This window comes from Microbacterium sp. R1 (genome assembly GCF_015159725.1).
GTDB classification, from domain to species: domain Bacteria; phylum Actinomycetota; class Actinomycetes; order Actinomycetales; family Microbacteriaceae; genus Microbacterium; species Microbacterium oxydans.
Genome location: NZ_JADDUD010000003.1, coordinates 185726 through 200716, shown reverse-complemented (window position 1 = coordinate 200716; position 14991 = coordinate 185726). Strand labels below are relative to the sequence as shown.

The 14991-nt window shown below is 69.0% G+C and carries 18 protein-coding genes; 12 read left to right on the top strand and 6 right to left on the bottom strand.

All coding sequences use genetic code 11. The annotated features are described in order from the left end of the window. Genes ILP86_RS14770 through csrA form a run of 12 tightly spaced genes read left to right on the top strand, consistent with a single transcriptional unit; the run spans position 1 to position 9247 of the window. Positions 1-249 (top strand): flagellar FlbD family protein, encoded by a 249-nt coding sequence (locus ILP86_RS14770; RefSeq protein ID WP_058632703.1) that lies wholly within the window; start codon positions 1-3, stop codon positions 247-249. Next, positions 249-1058: a motility protein A gene (locus tag ILP86_RS14765; protein WP_058632702.1), complete on the top strand. Its 810-nt coding sequence runs from the start codon at positions 249-251 to the stop codon at positions 1056-1058. Before ILP86_RS14770 ends, ILP86_RS14765 begins: the two co-directional genes overlap by 1 nt. Next, positions 1055-1864, top strand: a complete 810-nt coding sequence (locus ILP86_RS14760; RefSeq protein ID WP_193762320.1) for a flagellar motor protein MotB — start codon at positions 1055-1057, stop codon at positions 1862-1864. The genes ILP86_RS14765 and ILP86_RS14760 overlap by 4 nt, the downstream gene beginning before the upstream one ends. Positions 1865-1913: 49 nt before the next feature. Continuing rightward, the gene (locus ILP86_RS14755; RefSeq protein WP_193762319.1) at positions 1914-2846 is read left to right on the top strand and encodes a flagellar motor switch protein FliM; all 933 of its coding nucleotides are present in this window, start codon (positions 1914-1916) and stop codon (positions 2844-2846) included. Beyond that, entirely contained in the window at positions 2843-3502 is a 660-nt protein-coding gene (fliN, locus tag ILP86_RS14750) for a flagellar motor switch protein FliN (RefSeq protein ID WP_046747378.1), read from the top strand. Before ILP86_RS14755 ends, fliN begins: the two co-directional genes overlap by 4 nt. 32 nt (positions 3503-3534) lie before the next feature. After that, positions 3535-3999, top strand: a complete 465-nt coding sequence (locus ILP86_RS14745; RefSeq protein WP_308431951.1) for a flagellar biosynthetic protein FliO — start codon at positions 3535-3537, stop codon at positions 3997-3999. Next, positions 3996-4811, top strand: a complete 816-nt coding sequence (gene fliP / locus ILP86_RS14740; protein WP_193762318.1) for a flagellar type III secretion system pore protein FliP — start codon at positions 3996-3998, stop codon at positions 4809-4811. The genes ILP86_RS14745 and fliP overlap by 4 nt, the downstream gene beginning before the upstream one ends. Further along, entirely contained in the window at positions 4808-5080 is a 273-nt protein-coding gene (gene fliQ / locus ILP86_RS14735; protein WP_017828226.1) for a flagellar biosynthesis protein FliQ, read from the top strand. Before fliP ends, fliQ begins: the two co-directional genes overlap by 4 nt. A 4-nt stretch (positions 5081-5084) precedes the next feature. Beyond that, positions 5085-5846, top strand: coding sequence for a flagellar biosynthetic protein FliR (locus tag ILP86_RS14730; RefSeq protein ID WP_193762317.1), 762 nt, complete (start codon positions 5085-5087; stop codon positions 5844-5846). Then, the gene (locus ILP86_RS14725) at positions 5843-6934 is read left to right on the top strand and encodes a flagellar biosynthesis protein FlhB (protein WP_193762316.1); all 1092 of its coding nucleotides are present in this window, start codon (positions 5843-5845) and stop codon (positions 6932-6934) included. Before ILP86_RS14730 ends, ILP86_RS14725 begins: the two co-directional genes overlap by 4 nt. After that, on the top strand, positions 6931-8991 hold the full coding sequence (locus ILP86_RS14720) for a flagellar biosynthesis protein FlhA (RefSeq protein WP_058632698.1): 2061 nt from the start codon (positions 6931-6933) through the stop codon (positions 8989-8991). Before ILP86_RS14725 ends, ILP86_RS14720 begins: the two co-directional genes overlap by 4 nt. Positions 8992-8995: 4 nt before the next feature. Further along, positions 8996-9247 carry a carbon storage regulator CsrA gene (gene csrA, locus ILP86_RS14715; protein WP_046747374.1) on the top strand — a complete coding sequence of 84 codons (252 nt, stop codon included), beginning with the start codon at positions 8996-8998 and terminating at the stop codon, positions 9245-9247. Here the strand turns inward: csrA and ILP86_RS14710 are convergent, their stop codons facing one another. The 6 genes from ILP86_RS14710 to ILP86_RS14685 form a co-directional block, all read right to left on the bottom strand. Continuing rightward, positions 9248-10402, bottom strand: a complete 1155-nt coding sequence (locus ILP86_RS14710) for a hypothetical protein (protein WP_058632697.1) — start codon at positions 10400-10402, stop codon at positions 9248-9250. It abuts the gene before it with no gap. Beyond that, on the bottom strand, positions 10399-11997 hold the full coding sequence (locus ILP86_RS14705) for a cell wall metabolism sensor histidine kinase WalK (RefSeq protein ID WP_113681839.1): 1599 nt from the start codon (positions 11995-11997) through the stop codon (positions 10399-10401). The genes ILP86_RS14710 and ILP86_RS14705 overlap by 4 nt, the downstream gene beginning before the upstream one ends. A gap of 208 nt (positions 11998-12205) precedes the next feature. Continuing rightward, entirely contained in the window at positions 12206-13009 is an 804-nt protein-coding gene (locus ILP86_RS14700; protein WP_061018510.1) for a response regulator transcription factor, read from the bottom strand. After that, positions 13006-13488 (bottom strand): tRNA (adenosine(37)-N6)-threonylcarbamoyltransferase complex ATPase subunit type 1 TsaE, encoded by a 483-nt coding sequence (tsaE, locus tag ILP86_RS14695; RefSeq protein ID WP_061018509.1) that lies wholly within the window; start codon positions 13486-13488, stop codon positions 13006-13008. Before tsaE ends, ILP86_RS14700 begins: the two co-directional genes overlap by 4 nt. Continuing rightward, complete coding sequence (gene alr, locus ILP86_RS14690) at positions 13485-14591, bottom strand: alanine racemase (protein ID WP_193762315.1); 1107 nt, start codon at positions 14589-14591, stop codon at positions 13485-13487. Before alr ends, tsaE begins: the two co-directional genes overlap by 4 nt. Further along, positions 14588-14947 (bottom strand): holo-ACP synthase, encoded by a 360-nt coding sequence (locus ILP86_RS14685; protein ID WP_017828216.1) that lies wholly within the window; start codon positions 14945-14947, stop codon positions 14588-14590. The genes alr and ILP86_RS14685 overlap by 4 nt, the downstream gene beginning before the upstream one ends. Between the last annotated feature and the right edge of the window lie 44 nt (positions 14948-14991).

The following is a 14991-nucleotide window of genomic DNA, read 5'->3' as shown; positions in this document are numbered from 1 at the left end:
ATGATCGTCCTCACGCGCCTGAACCGTTCGCGGTTCGCGGTGAATCCCGACCTGATCGAACGTGTCCAGGCAACGCCGGACACGACGCTCATCATGGTCGACGGTGCGACCTTCGTCGTCACCGAGACGATGGATGACGTGATCGCGCAGATCACCCGGTTCCGCGCCGGGGTGCTGGCAACCGCCGCCGCCCTGATCACCGCAGCGGGAACCGATTCCGCGGCCCCCGCTTCTGAGGTCGGTCTCTGATGGATCCGTCTCTCATCCTCGGACTGATCCTCGCGTTCGGCGCCCTGATCGCCATGATCAACCTCGAGGGCGCGACCCTCGGATCGCTGCTGATCCCCGCCCCGATGGTGCTGGTCTTCGGAGCCACGATCGCCGTCGGCATCGCGAGCGGCACCATGCGCGATGCGCTGCATGCGGTCAAATCGCTCCCCCGCGCATTCCGCGGTGAGCGCCGCACCGCGTCGAGCATGATCGACACGGTGGTCGGCTACGCCGAGAAGGCGCGTGCCGAAGGGCTCCTCGCCCTCGAGCAGGGACTCGAGGACGAGAAGGACCCGTTCCTGCGCCAGGCACTGCAGAGCATCGCCGACGGCACGGACGCGGAAGACCTGCGCACGCTGCTGGAGGACGAGCTCACCTCGACCGCCGCCCGCAACCGCACCGCCTCACGCTTCTACATGACGCTCGGAGGCTTCGCGCCAACGGTCGGCATCATCGGCACCGTCGTCTCCCTCACGCACGTGCTCGAGAAGCTCGACAAGCCGGACACCCTCGGTCCGATGATCGCGACAGCATTCGTGGCGACGCTGTGGGGTCTGCTCTCGGCAAACTTCATCTGGCTGCCCATCGGCGGTCGCCTGCAGCGGCTCGGCGAGCTCGAAGTCGAGCGCATGACGGTGCTCATGGAGGGCATGCTCGCGGTCCAGGCCGGCGCTCCGCCCCAGTTCGTGAACGAGCGTCTGCGAGCGCTGGTGTCCGAGCGTCCCTCTGCCCGATCCGGCCGGAAGGCCCGCACCTCAGCAGCCGAGGAGACGGAGCAGGCGTCATGAGCGTCCGTGCCCGTCGCCGCGTGCCGCAGGAGGAGCACAGCGGTCCGGACGAGCGGTGGATGGCGTCCTACATGGACATGGTGACCGTGCTGATGTGCATGTTCATCGTGCTGTTCGCCATGTCGACCGTCGACCAGGAGAAGTTCGAGGCTCTGAGCGCTTCTCTCGCCACGGGCTTCGGGCAGGAGCCGTCCGACGAGATCGACGCCACGACGGGCGTGGTCGTGCCCCCGGAGCTGGTCGACGAGAAGGGCGAGGACTTCGCCGACGTCGACCTGGCCGCCGCGCAGACCGAGTTCAACGAGCTCTCGGCGCTTCGCGAGCGTCTGCGCCAGGTGCTCGCCGACAACGGTCTCGAGGCCGATGTCACCTTCACGATCGACGAGCGCGGCCTCACGATCGGGCTGGTGAGCGCGGAGACGTTCTTCGACACGAACAGCACGACGCTCAGCGACAAGGCGCTCCTGGTCCTCGATGCGCTCGGCTCCGTACTGGTCACCACCACCAACGAGATCTCGGTCGAGGGCCACGCCGACGTGCGTGGGTCGGTCGCCCCGTACCCGACGAACTGGGAGCTCTCCGCCGGCCGCTCGACGCAGGTGCTGCGACACCTCGTGGAGGCCTCGGGCCTTCCCGCCGCCCATCTCAAGTCGGTCGGCTTCGGCGACACGCGTCCTGTCGCCGCCGGAGATGCACCGGACGCACTGGCCCAGAATCGCAGGGTCGACATCGTGGTCCTGTCGGATGCGAACGAGGAGGTGCGAGCCCTCATCCCCCAGGCCCAGGCGGGGAAGCCGGCCTCCTGAGCACCCTTCCCTCCTAACGCACGCCGATCACCGCCCGATAGTCCGGTTCGTGGTGATCGATAACAGCGTGCGCTCCGAAGTGCGCGCGGGGACGACGGCGAAGGCCCCCGAAGTCGAGGTGTACGACTTCGGCCGTTCCGCGACCCTCTCCCGCGAGCACACCCGCGCCCTGGAACTCGCCTTCGAGACGTTCTCGCGGCAGTGGTCGGCGCAGCTGTCGGCCAAGATCCACGTGCGGGCCACGATCGCGGTCGAGCACGTCGGGATGATGACCTACGGCGAGTACGCCCAGTCCCTCCCCACCACGACCACCATGATCGTGTGCGCGCTCCCCGAATCCGAAGAGCGCCTCATCGTGCAGCTGCCCACCTCCGCCGCGACGGCGTGGATCGTGCAGATGGTCGGCGGCCGGGCATCGACCGCCTCGGAGGACCGCACCTTCACCCCGATCGAGCAGGCCCTGATCCGCTCGTTGATCGTCGACGCGGTCGACCACCTCACCGGGGCGCTCGATGGTCTGCTCCCCGTCGGCGTCTCGTTCAGCGGCATCCAGTACAGCTCGCAGTTCGCGCAGGTCGCGGCTGCCGGTGAGCCCGTCATCGTCGCGCGGTTCTCGATGCGTCTGGCTGGTCGCACGGTGCCGACGAGCGTGATGCTGCCCGCCTCGGTGCTCGCCGGATTCACCGTGCGTCCCTCCGACCTCGAGCGCACTGCCGCACCCGACCGGATCCGCCGCCAGGTCGAGGTGGCACCGGTCGAGGTGGCTTTGCGGCTCGCACCCCGAACGGTGCTGCCGCGCGAGGTGCTCGATCTCACTGTGGGCGACATCATCGCCTTCCCGCACTCCGCCGACCGTCCGATGGTCCTCACCGTCGGCGATCAGACCATCGCGACCGCTGCCGTTGGCAGCGCGGGCGCACGGCTGGCCTGTGTCGTCACCACCACCGTCCCCTATCCCGCATCCGCCGAGGAGTCCGCGTGAGCAGCACCACCACCTACGAGTCCGCCGTCGCCGCCGCCTTCGCCGCATCGCTCCCGACGCCCTCCCCGCTCATCGCACGCGCCTCCCAGGTCTCGGGCGACACCGGCGACGCCGTGATCGTGCAGTTCGTCGGCGAGGCCAGCGCCCAGCTCGCCGTGCAGCTCTTCGAGCCGGAGATCCTGGTCGACGGGCTCGGCGGCACACCGCTCACCGATCGGTTGCGCGATGCCCTCGAGACCGCGACCAGCGCACTGGGCTCCGGCGCTCTCGGCGAGGCCGCCGTGGGCGATGCCTCCGCCCTCTTCGCGGACCCGGCTGTGCAGCTGTTCGATCTGCAGGACGACGCCGACCACACGGTCGGACGCCTGGCCGTCGTCGTCACCCGCGCGCCGGCAGGAGCCGCGAACCCGTCCCGCCGGCTGCACCGCATCGCCGGCGTCGAGATGGAGCTCACCGTCGAGATCGGCCGCACCAGGATGGCGGTGCGCGACGTGCTGGACCTGGAACCCGGACGCATCGTCGAGCTCGACCGCTCCGCCGGCGCCCCCGCAGACATCAAGCTCAACGGACGCGTCATCGCCCATGGCGAGGTCGTCGTGGTGGATCAGGACTACGCGGTGCGCATCACCCGCATCCTCGAGAACGTCGAGGCCTGACCCTGGACGACCTCCTGCTCGGCCTGCGGGTCGTGCTCTCGCTCGCCGCAGTACTCGGAGTGCTGTGGTTCCTGCAGCGCCGTGTCGCGCGCACGCAGGCCCGTCGTCGCGACAGTGAGGCGATCACGGTGCTCGGACGCCAGGGAGTCGGCCCGAAGGCGCAGATCGTCGTGATCCAGACCGAGGACGCCCGATACGTGCTCGGCGTCACGGAGCACGGCGTGAACGTCGTAGATCGGCTGCCGGTCAAGCGGACCGACACCTCGGAGGAGACACCCCGCCCGGCATGGTCGCCGGCGACCACGGAAGCGGCGTCCGACGCCGCGGAGTTCGACCGGATCCTGGCCGCGACGGCCCTGACGGAATCGACGGACATCCCTCCGGAGTCATCGGCGCCGCAGCGCCGTGTGCGGCACCGCAACGATCCGCTGCGCGGCTCCATCCTCTCCCCCGAGACGTGGCGGCAGACCGCCGAGGCCATCCGGCGCACCCGATGAGCGTCACCCGTGGGGTCGTCGACGGACGCGCGCTGCGACGAATCGCGCTGATCCTCGCCGCGGCACTCGCACTCGTCGTGGTCCTCACCCTCATCACGGGCACGGCCGCCCACGCACAGGTGGCCCCGGACGATCAGGGCGAGGGCGTCACGATCGACATCAACGGCGTCGACGGCGGTCCGTCGGGGTCGATCCTGACCCTGCTGGGCATCACGCTGCTCTCGGTCGCCCCCGCGTTGCTGCTGATGATGTCGTCGTTCACGAAGATCTTCGTCGTGCTGGCGATGACCAGGAACGCCCTCTCGTTGCCGACCATCCCCCCGAACCAGGTGCTGGCGGGGCTGTCCCTCTTCCTGTCGCTGTTCATCATGTGGCCGGTGCTCACCGAGATCAACACGGTCGCGGTGCAGCCCTACATCGACGGCTCGCTCTCGTTCACACAGGCCATCGACGTGGGCCAGCTGCCCTTGCAGGAGTGGATGCTCCGCTTCACCCGCGAAGAGGACCTCGCGCTCATGACACGGATGGCCGGCCAGCCCAACCCCGAGGACCCCTCGAGCGTCCCGATGTACACGCTCATCCCCGCGTTCATGATCTCCGAGCTGCGCGCGGCGTTCATCATCGGCTTCGTGATCTTCATCCCGTTCCTGGTGATCGACCTCGTCGTGGCAGCGGCGCTGATGTCGATGGGCATGATGATGCTCCCGCCCGTCATGATCTCGCTGCCGTTCAAGATCCTGCTGTTCATCCTCGTCGACGGCTGGGGGCTCATCATCAGAGCCCTCCTGGAGAGTTACGGAGGGGTCGGATGAGCCCCGAGGCGGTCATCGACATCGGCACGCAGGGACTGATCATCGCGGCGAAGCTCGCCGCCCCCGTCCTGGTCACCGCGCTCGTCGTCGGCTTCGCGATCTCGCTGTTGCAGTCCATCACCCAGGTGCAGGAGGTGACGCTGTCGTTCGTCCCGAAGATCGTCGCCGTCGGCATCGCACTGTTGATCGCCGGCAACTGGATGATCGCCGAGATGATCGCCTTCACCAACGAGATGTTCGCCCGCATCCCCTCGCTGTTGAGCGGATGACAGCGTGTACATCCCCATCGATTTCGCGTGGCTGGAGGCCACGATGCTCACCGCGGTGCGCATCACGGCCTTCATCATGATCGCTCCGCCGTTCTCCTACGGGGCGATCCCGGTGCGCGTGAAGGCGATGCTCGCGATCGGGCTCTCCCTCGCCGTCGGCACCGCCGTCGCCCCCGGGTACGAGAACCTCGACACCGGTCCCTTCCTCGGCGCGCTCGTCCTGCAGCTCGTCACGGGTGCCCTGCTGGGGTTCCTGGTGCTGCTGTGCTTCTCCGCGCTCCAGGCTGCGGGAAGCCTGATCGACGTCTTCGGCGGGTTCCAGCTCGCGCAGGCGTTCGATCCCCACTCGATGGTCAACGGCGCGCAGTTCACCCGGCTGTTCCACATCACCGCGCTCACGCTGCTGTTCGCCTCGGGCGGGTACCAGCTGATTTTGGCCGGGCTCGCGCGGAGCTTCGAGGCCGTGCCCGTCAACGGTATCTTCCAGGTGGCAGGTCCTGCCGAACTGCTCGTCGACGGGGTGACGCAGCTCGTGCTGGCGGCCGTGCAGATCGCCGGACCGCTCGTGCTCGTGCTGTTCCTCGCCGATGTCGGGCTCGGGCTCATCACCCGTGTCGCCCCTGCCCTGAACGCGTTCGCGATGGGCTTCCCGGTGAAGATCCTCCTGACTCTGCTGCTCGCCGGAGCCGTGTACGCCGTGCTCCCCGGCATCGTCGACGCCCTCGCCGCCAACGCCCTGCGGATGATGCAGGGGGTGCACGAATGAGCGGGACCGATACCGGCGAACGCAGCGAGAAGGCGACGGACAAGCACCTCAGCGAAGCGAGGAAGAAGGGACGCCTGTCACGCAGTCAGGACCTCACGGCGTGGCTCGGTATCGGCGCGGCGGCCGTCACGATGCCCGCCGCGATCGCGCTCGGTGCATCGGCGGGGACGGAGCAGCTGCTCACGCTCGACTCCCTGGTCGCGGCGCCGACGCCGGAGGCCGCGCTCGCAGCGCTCGGCCGCGGCATGGCCTCCGTGCTCCCGACGCTCACCGTGATGCTGACGGCCGTCGCGATCGTCACCCTGATCGGCGCGGTCATCCAGGGCGGTGTGCACCTGCGCCCTCTGACGGGCCGCTTCGAGCAGTTCAACCTCGTCAACGGCGTGCGCCGCGTGTTCGGCATGCAGGCTCTCTGGGAGGGCGCCAAGGCCCTCATGAAGACCGCCGCCATCGGCATCGCCCTCTGGTTCGTGATCGCGAGCCTGATGCCCGTGCTGACCGCGAGCGGGGCGCACTCCGTCACCCGACTGCTCGGCACCGCGAGCGAAGGCACGACCGCCCTGCTGCAGACCGCGATCGGCGTGGGGCTGGCCCTCGCCGCGATCGACATGTTCGTGGTGATGCGACGCAACCGCAAGCACACGCGCATGACCAAGCGCGAGATCCGCGACGAGAGCAAGAACTCCGAAGGCGATCCGCTCATCCGCCAGCAGCGCCGTTCACGGCAGCTCGCTGTCAGCCGCAACCGCATGATCGCGGCCGTCGCCGGCTCCGATGTGGTGGTGGTCAATCCCACCCACATCGCCGTGGCACTGCGGTACGAACCCGGCAGGGCCGCGCCCAAGGTGGTCGCGAAGGGCAGCGGCGTGATCGCGGAGCGCATCCGCGACGAGGCCGTGCGCGCCGGTGTCCCACTGGTGCGCGAGATCACCCTCGCCAGGGCTCTGCACGCCGCCTGCGAGCTCGGGCACGAGATCCCCGAAGACCTGTACAACGCCGTGGCCCGTGTGCTCGTGTTCGTCGACTCGCTGCGACGACGCGGGGCCGCCCGCGGCATCCACTCCCTTCCCTACCGGAGGACCGCATGAGACAGCTGCTTCCCAAGCTCGGAGTGCCGATCGGCGTCGTGGGCATCATCATGCTCCTCGTCGTGCCGGTGCCGCCGTTCCTGCTCGACATCCTCATCATCCTGAACATCATGTTCGCGCTCGTGATCCTGCTGACGTCGATGTTCGTGAAGAAGCCGCTCGACTTCTCGGTCTTCCCCTCGCTGCTGCTCGTGGCGACGCTGTTCCGCCTGGGGCTCAACGTGGCCTCCACCCGTCTGGTGCTCGGCGAGGCGTATGCGGGGCAGGTGATCGAGGCCTTCGGCGCCATCGCGGTCGGCGGCTCGCTCATCATCGGCGCCGTCGTGTTCCTCATCCTCGTCGTCATCCAGTTCGTCGTCGTGACAAAGGGTGCGGAGCGCGTGGCCGAGGTCGGCGCACGATTCACGCTCGACGCGATGCCCGGCAAGCAGATGGCCATCGACGCCGACCTGAACGCCGGACTCATCACCGATGCGGAGGCCCGCGAGCGCCGCGCCGAGGTGGCGGCCGAGGCCGACTTCTACGGAGCCATGGACGGTGCGTCCAAGTTCGTGAAGGGCGACGCGATCGCCGGTCTCGTCATCATCATCATCAACATCGTCGGCGGCATCGCCATCGGGATCGTGCAGCACGGCATGACGATCGACGAATCCGTGAGCACCTACAGCCTGCTGACGATCGGCGACGGTCTGGTCACGCAGATCCCCGCCCTGCTGATGGCCGTCTCCACCGGCATGATCGTGACCCGCTCCACGGCGGAGGCGGAGATGGGGACGGCGGCGTCCGCCCAGCTCGGCCAGTCCCGCAATGCGCTGATCATCGCCGGATGCGCCGCGATCATCATGTCGCTCATCCCGCACATGCCGATGCTGCCGTTCGTCGCGATCGGCGCGACGCTGCTGCTGATCGCGCAGCGGATCAAGGCCACCCAGAAACGCGAAGAGGCGGCTGCGGTGCAGAGCCCGTCGACGGTTCCGACCGACCAGCCGGAGGAGCTCATCGAGAAGATGCGTGTGCATCCTCTCGAGATCCTGCTCGCCCCCGACATCGTGGATCTGGTCACCGGGGGCCCGGACGACCTCCTCGCACGCGTGAAAGCCCTCCGACGCCGCATCGCCCTCGATCTGGGGCTGGTCGCGCCACCGGTGCGCACCCGCGACAGCATCGAGCTGCCGCAGGCGACCTACGTCATCCGGATCGCCGGGGTCGAGACCGGTCGCGGTACGGCACCCGTCGGGTCGGTGCTCGCGCTCGGACAGGGGCTGGACAGCCTTCCCGGCACGGCGACGCTCGACCCGGTCTTCGGTCTCGAGGGCAAGTGGATCCCCATGGAGATGCGCCACAGCGCGGAGTTCGCCGGGGCCACCGTGATCGACCGCGCGAGTGTGATCATCACGCATCTCTCCAGCGTCATCCACGCCCACGCCGCTCGACTGCTCAGCCGCGAAGACGTGCGCCAGCTCACCGACGCCCTCAAGCAGGTCTCGCCCGCTGCGGTCGAGGAGCTCACCCCCGCTCTGCTCTCACTGGCAGAGGTGCAGCGCGTGCTGCAGGGCCTCCTGGCGGAGCGGGTCCCCATCAACGACCTCAGCCGCATCTACGAGGCTCTCGCGTTGCGGGCCAGGGTGTCCACCGAGCCGGAGGGCCTGATCGAGGCCGCCCGCGCCGCCCTCGGCCCGGCGATCGCCGCCCGTTTCGCCGATGCCGGAACCCTGCGCGTGGTCATGATCAACCCGCTGCTGGAGCAGGCCATGCTCGAGAGCCTGCGCTCGAGTGACGAGGGCAGTCAGATCGTCTTCGATCCGCAGCGCATGGAGACCGTGATCGAGTCCGTGAAGCACGCCGTCTCCTCGGTGCGGGAAGGCGGCGAGCCGGTGCTCGTGTGCGCACCCTCGCTGCGACCGGCCGTGCGGCGCCTCATCTCCGCGCAGACCGACGGCCTCCCCGTGCTGTCGTACAACGAGGCGACTGCCGCGGCTCTCACGATCGAGACGGTGGGCGTCGTGCACGACATCCCCGCACCGGCGGTCGGCGTCGTCCCCGCAGCACTAGGCTGAACGAATGCTGGTGTTGACGAGGCGGATCGGTGAGAGCGTGCGCATCGACGGCGACATCGAGGTCACGCTGCTCGAGATCAAGGGCGACAGCGTGCGCATCGGCGTGAAGGCGCCGCGCGAGACGCGCATCCAGAGGACCGAGATCATCGAGGCCGTGGTCGCCGAGAACGTGTCGGCCGCCGCCGAGACGGGTGACGACGCCGAAGGCGCGATCGTCGCTGCCCTCGCGCGAGGACGAGAGACCCGCACGCGGTAGTCAGCCCGCCGGTCGCACGCCGATCAGGTCGTCCGCGTTGGCGCGCTTCCACTGATCGCCGCCCGCCGCCCTGGCTCTGACCGCGGCCCGGTCCGCCGCAGCCCGCAGCAGATCGTAGTCGTAGCCGACGACGGACACGGGCGCCCAGCCGATGCTGGCGGAGGAGCGGATACCACTCGCGGAGGCTCCCCTCTCGAGCATGGCGATGCGGGTGAGCATGGCGCGCAGGTGATACCGCACCGCTTCGTCGCTGCCACGGATGATCACGACGGCCCGCCCGTCCTCGATCCGATCGGCGTCCGCCGATGCCGGCAGAGCGTCTTCGATGTCGTCGTGGAAGCGATCGACGATGCGGGCGAACTCCGCTCCGGTCGATGCTTCGCGGAGGTCGACCGGATCGTCGAGGCGGATGTCGAGGACCGACCACGGCTGGTCGTTCTGCGCTTCGGCTTTGCGCAGACGTCTGCGGGCGCGATCCGCCCCGTCGGTGCTGCGACCGGCAGCGGCCTTCTCCCCCACGCGCACCAGCAGCACGAGGGTGAAGGCCGCGCAGGTGCTCACCACGAGGGTCCCGACGGCGTTCATGCCGCGCAGCGCGCTCAGTTGCTCCTGGGTTCCCGCACCGCCCACGACGAGGGCGGAGGCGGCGCTCACGACCGCCACGACCACGAATCCGCACGAGGCGAGAGCCAGCGGCAGCACGATGTCCCTGGCCACGGGCCGTCCGCGCAGGAGCTCGTACGCGACCATGCCGGCGAACACCCCGCTGACGAGGAAGACGACGTGGAAAGTGGGCAGATACCAGGGCGTCTCCGTCGTCGCCACGAGAAGCACGGGGGCGGCCACCAGGAAGGGGATCACCGCCCACCAGGATGCGCGGCGACCGAAGTGCAGCCGCAGTCCGATCCACACCAGCGGCTCGAAGCACAGCATCAGCGCAGAGGCCGCGGCGCGCAGCATCTGCTCATCGGTCTGCTGCCCGGCCAGCCACAGGTAGGCCCCGAGCATCCCGAGCCCGAACGCGCCGGCCCAGGTCACCGTCGCGCGGCTCGGGCGGGCGAGCGTTCCGAGCCCCACCACCAGCGCTGTCAGCACGGTGACGACGGCCACCATGCTGGTGGTGATGTCGACGCTCACCGGAACGAGCGGACTCATGTGTGCTTCTCCTTCGCTCGGTGATGCGGGAACCGCAGTGTCACCCTGGTTCCGGTGCCGGCCTCGCTGACCACATCGATGGTGCCCTCGTGGGCGGCGACGATCTCCCTGGCGATCCCCATCCCGAGCCCCGTTCCGCCGATGCCGGCGCGCATCGCGCTGTCCGCACGGAAATAGGGCTCGAACACCCGCGAGAGGTCTTCGGGAGACATCCCCGTACCGTTGTCGGAGACAGCGAGTTCCGCGTACCCATCGGGCCCTGTCGAGAGGTCCACGGTGATGATCCCTCCGGCGGGGGTGTACTTGACGGCGTTGCTGAGCAGGTTGTCCAGCACCTGGCGCAGGCGGAAAGCGTCGCCGGAGACGACGAGTCCGCCCTCCCCCTCCACGGTGAGGGTCTGTCTGCTGCCGGCGATGAGCGGTGAGTACGAAGCGGCGGACGCCTCGACGAGTTCGCGCAGGTCCACAGGGGCGAACGGCTCCGGAGCCGTGTGGCTCGTCTGCTCCAGGATGCTCCCGACGAGCTCCTGCATGCGATCGCCCGCGTGCGCGATGATCTCGAGCTGAGCGGGCACCCTGCCCGGGAGATCCTCGCGTTCGCGCAGCAGCTCCACGTGGCCGATGATCGCGGTGAGCGGGTTGCGCAGCTCGTGCGAGACGACCGCCGTGAACGCCCTGCGCTCCTCCTCGGCCTCGAGCATCGCGGTCACATCATCGATCACGACGAGAGTGATGTCCTCCCCCTCGCCGGCCGTGGCCATCGGCTGTGTGCTCACCTCCAGCGCCCTCCACTGTCCACCGCCGTCGAACAGCCAGACCCGCTCGGACTGCAACGTCTCTCCGCGCGCCGCCCTTGCCAGCGTCGTGCGCGTCTGCGGCACGGCATGGCCGCGACGCGCGTCGTACTCGACCGAGGCGGAGGGCAGAGCGGCGCCGAAGCGGTCGCGCCCGTACAGAGACCTGTACGCGTCGTTCATCTGCAGGATGCGACCGGACGATGTGACGACGACGAGCGCGGCGCCCAGCGCGTCGACGATCTGCGTGACCCTGCGCTGGTTGGCTTCGGCGCGCTCGGCCGCGCGATTGACCTGCTCCGACCGCCGTTGGAGAAGTCGGCGTGCCGCACGAGAGCGCTGAGCGCCGATGCGCACCGTGACGCCCAGGAACCCGAGGGTGATCACGAGCGTCAACAGCCGCAGCAGGATGTCCGCCGGAGTGCCGTTCTGATCCGCGAAGACCACGAGGGTACCGCTGATGAAGGCGATGCCTCCGAGCACCCACGGCAGGGAGAAGTAGGTCGCCAGCCAGACCACGGGGAAGACCCAGAGGAAGCCCAGGCGGATGTCGGGCGCGTTCGTCGTGAAGCCGACGGCGAGGGCGTCCAGGAGCGGGATGGCAGCCACCGCGCTGTGCGGGAGTCGATGCCAGGGCACGGCCAGGGTCACCAGAGTGGTCACGACGACGAGGGCGATCCCCGTGACGATCAGAGGGTTGGCGAAGGTCTGGGGCTTGAAGGCGGTGATCATCACCACGATGGCGACGATGCTGCCCATGAACACCAGTTGCCATCGCCAGATCGAGACGGTGCGGATCATGCTCTTCGCCCGCCCTCCGGTCGATCCTCAGCTTTCCCGCAAGATTACTCAAAGATCGGTGCAGCCCGCTCTTCGGGCGGCCTCGCACCCCTAGCATTCTGAGTGGGGCCGAAACTGCGACTGGGGAACAACGCAGACGCCGGGGCCAGGCGAGTGGGGATTCGCAGGCATCCGGGGCCGCGGCTGGGGAGCCGCGGCTCCGCCCCGGTCAGTTCGTTTCGATCGTTGCGGGGGTCAGGCGGTAGCCGACCCCGCGCACGGTCTCGACGTAGCGAGGGGCGCTCGTGCTGTCACCGAGCTTTCGCCGCAGGTTGGCGATGTGCGTCTCGATCGCGCGCTTGTCCGGCTCGCTCACGTAGTCGCTCGAGCCCGGGGGAAGGCCGCGCAACCCCCGGGCGAGCTCGGCCTTGCTGCATACGCGCTGCTTCGCCTCGAGCAGTGCGGCGAGCAGATCGAACTCGGTCGGGGTGAGGTCGATCCGCCGTTGCCCGATCAGGACCATCCGCGTGTCGAGGTCGAGGCTGAGGTCCCGGTGCACCCGCCCACGCCAGGTGAGCACGGTCGCGCCGTCGGCCACGGGCTCGGGTTCGACCGGAGCACGCAGGCTCGACGCACTGCGGACGTCCGGCAGTCGAGGACGACGCAGGAGCGCCTCGATGCGGGCACGCAGCTCGCGCGGGCGGAACGGCTTCACCAGATACTCGTCGGCACCGGAGGTGAGCCCCAGAACCACGTCGGACTCGTCGGAGAGCGCCGAGAGCATGATGATGAAGGTGTCGCTGACTCGACGGATGCGCCGCGCCACCTCGAAGCCGTCGATGCCGGGCAGGTTGATGTCGAGGGTCGTGATCACCGGCTGGTGCCGCTCGACGGCCCCGAGACCGTCCACACCCGACCCCGTGAGGATCGTCTCGAAGCCCGCCGCGAGGAAGACCTCGTCGAGCAGGGAGCGCACACCGGGATCGTCCTCGATGATCACGGCGACCAGGGCGCGGACGTCCCCCGAGCTCACGAGGCGCTCTCGCGCGTGATCGTGACGAAGCGCGGCGCGTCGGCATCCAGCTCGGACGGGTCGACATCCGCCGCTCCGACGGGCCGTTCCACCTCGATGTCCCACCACGAGTCCGCCAGCTCCTCGGCCATGCCACGCCCCCACTCGATCACCACGACGGACCGCTCGAGGTCGAGGTCGAGGTCGTCGAGCTCAGCAGCCGAGCCGAGCCGGTAGGCGTCGACGTGCACCAGTGATGCTCGGCCGACCAGGGAGGGATGAGTGCGGGCGATCACGAAGGTCGGGCTCTGCACCGGTCCGCGCACCCCCAGCCCCTCGGCGAGACCGCGGGTGAAGGTGGTCTTCCCCGCGCCGAGAGGACCGGTCAGCACGAGCAGGTCGCCCGCCTCGAGCTGCTCGCCGATGCGCAGACCCAGCTGCTCCATCTCCTCGGCGGTGGCGATCTCCCGGCGGCCGAGGAAGGCGGGATCCACGCTCACGACGTCCTCCGAGGCACCCGGGGGCCGATCCGGGTGACGATCTCGTAGTTGATGGTGTCGGCGGCTTCGGCCCAGTCCGCAGCCGAGGGCACCCCGAGGGTGGGGTCGCCGAACAGGACCACCTCATCCCCGATCGCGACGGGGGTGTCCCCGACGTCGACGATGAACTGATCCATCGCGATCCGTCCGACGTTGAGGAACCGGCGCCCGCCGATCGAGACCGGAAGCTTCCCCGAGGCGTTGCGGGGCACCCCGTCGGCGTAGCCGAGAGGAACGAGCACCAGGGTCGTGTCGCGGTCGGTGCGATGGTCATAGCCGTAGGAGACCCCGGTTCCCGCCGGCACGCGACGGACGGCGGCGATCGCGCCCCGGAGGGTCATGGCCGGCCGCAGCCCGAGTTCCGCTGAACTGCGGTCGTCGAAGGGCGAGAGGCCGTAGAGTCCCACGCCGATGCGGACGGCGTCGAGGCGCATCTCGGGCAGGTCTATGGCTGCTGCCGTGGCGGCGATGTGTCGGATCTCGGGATGGACGCCGAACGACGCAGCGGTGGCGACCCCCTCTTCGAATTTCGCGAGCGCCGCCCTGTCGTCGTCCACGGAGGTGTTGGAGAGATGGCTGAACAGTCCCACGATGCGCAGGCGCCCGATGCGCTCGAGCCGCGCCGCCTCCGCCAGCACACGTCCCCAGTCCGCCGGGGCGATGCCGTTGCGCGACAGCCCGGTCTCGAGCTTCAGGTGCACTCCGACCGGTCGGTCGACAGCGGCTGCCGCGCCGGCTGCCTCGAGCTGATCGAACGAGGAGATCCCGACTTCGATGTCCTGTGCCGCGGCGTGCTCGAACCTCTCCCCCGGCGCATGCAACCACGCCATGATCGGCGCGTGCACGCCCTGTCTGCGCAGCTCGAACGCCTCGGGGATCTCGGCGACGCCGATCCGCGTGGCACCGGCCGAGAGCGCGGCCACCGCTGCCGAAGCCGCACCATGACCGTAGGCGTTGGCTTTCACGATGGCGATCACCTCGACGCCGGTGAGGCGCCGGAAGTGCCGCACGTTGTCGGCGATGGCATCGAGATCGATGGTCGCTTCTCGGAACGGGACGGTCACAGCGGTGCTCCTTCGGCGACGACGAACGCCGCGGCGAGGCCGGCGTCATGGGTGAGAGTCAGATGCAGTGTGAGGATGCCCCGTTCCTCGACGACGGCGGCCGTCGACCCGGAGAGCACGAAGTGCGGGCGACCGGAGGGTTCCGAGGCGATCTCGATCTCGGTCCAGTGCACACCGTCGGATCCGCCCAGAGCCTTGATCAACGCCTCTTTGGCGGCATAGCGCGCGGCGAGGGAAGGCAGGCGTAGCGTGCGCTCCGACGGGGCGAAGAGGCGTTCGCGAAGTCGCGGCGTCCGCTCCATCGTCCGCTCGAACCTCGGGATGTCCACGAGGTCGATGCCGGTTCCGATGATCACCCGTTCAGCCTACCGAGCCTGAATCCCGTTGAAATCGCCCAAAT

Bases quoted from the DNA above. Each gene is read 5' to 3' on its own strand.
- ILP86_RS14725 (WP_193762316.1), top strand. From the start codon at position 5,843: ATGAGCGGGACCGATACCGGCGAACGCAGCGAGAAGGCGACGGACAAG.
- ILP86_RS14765 (WP_058632702.1), top strand. From the start codon at position 249: ATGGATCCGTCTCTCATCCTCGGACTGATCCTCGCGTTCGGCGCCCTG.
- fliP (WP_193762318.1), top strand. From the start codon at position 3,996: ATGAGCGTCACCCGTGGGGTCGTCGACGGACGCGCGCTGCGACGAATC.
- fliQ (WP_017828226.1), top strand. From the start codon at position 4,808: ATGAGCCCCGAGGCGGTCATCGACATCGGCACGCAGGGACTGATCATC.
- ILP86_RS14705 (WP_113681839.1), bottom strand. From the start codon at position 11,997: ATGATCCGCACCGTCTCGATCTGGCGATGGCAACTGGTGTTCATGGGC.
- ILP86_RS14720 (WP_058632698.1), top strand. From the start codon at position 6,931: ATGAGACAGCTGCTTCCCAAGCTCGGAGTGCCGATCGGCGTCGTGGGC.
- ILP86_RS14770 (WP_058632703.1), top strand. From the start codon at position 1: ATGATCGTCCTCACGCGCCTGAACCGTTCGCGGTTCGCGGTGAATCCC.
- ILP86_RS14760 (WP_193762320.1), top strand. From the start codon at position 1,055: ATGAGCGTCCGTGCCCGTCGCCGCGTGCCGCAGGAGGAGCACAGCGGT.
- csrA (WP_046747374.1), top strand. From the start codon at position 8,996: ATGCTGGTGTTGACGAGGCGGATCGGTGAGAGCGTGCGCATCGACGGC.
- ILP86_RS14710 (WP_058632697.1), bottom strand. From the start codon at position 10,402: ATGAGTCCGCTCGTTCCGGTGAGCGTCGACATCACCACCAGCATGGTG.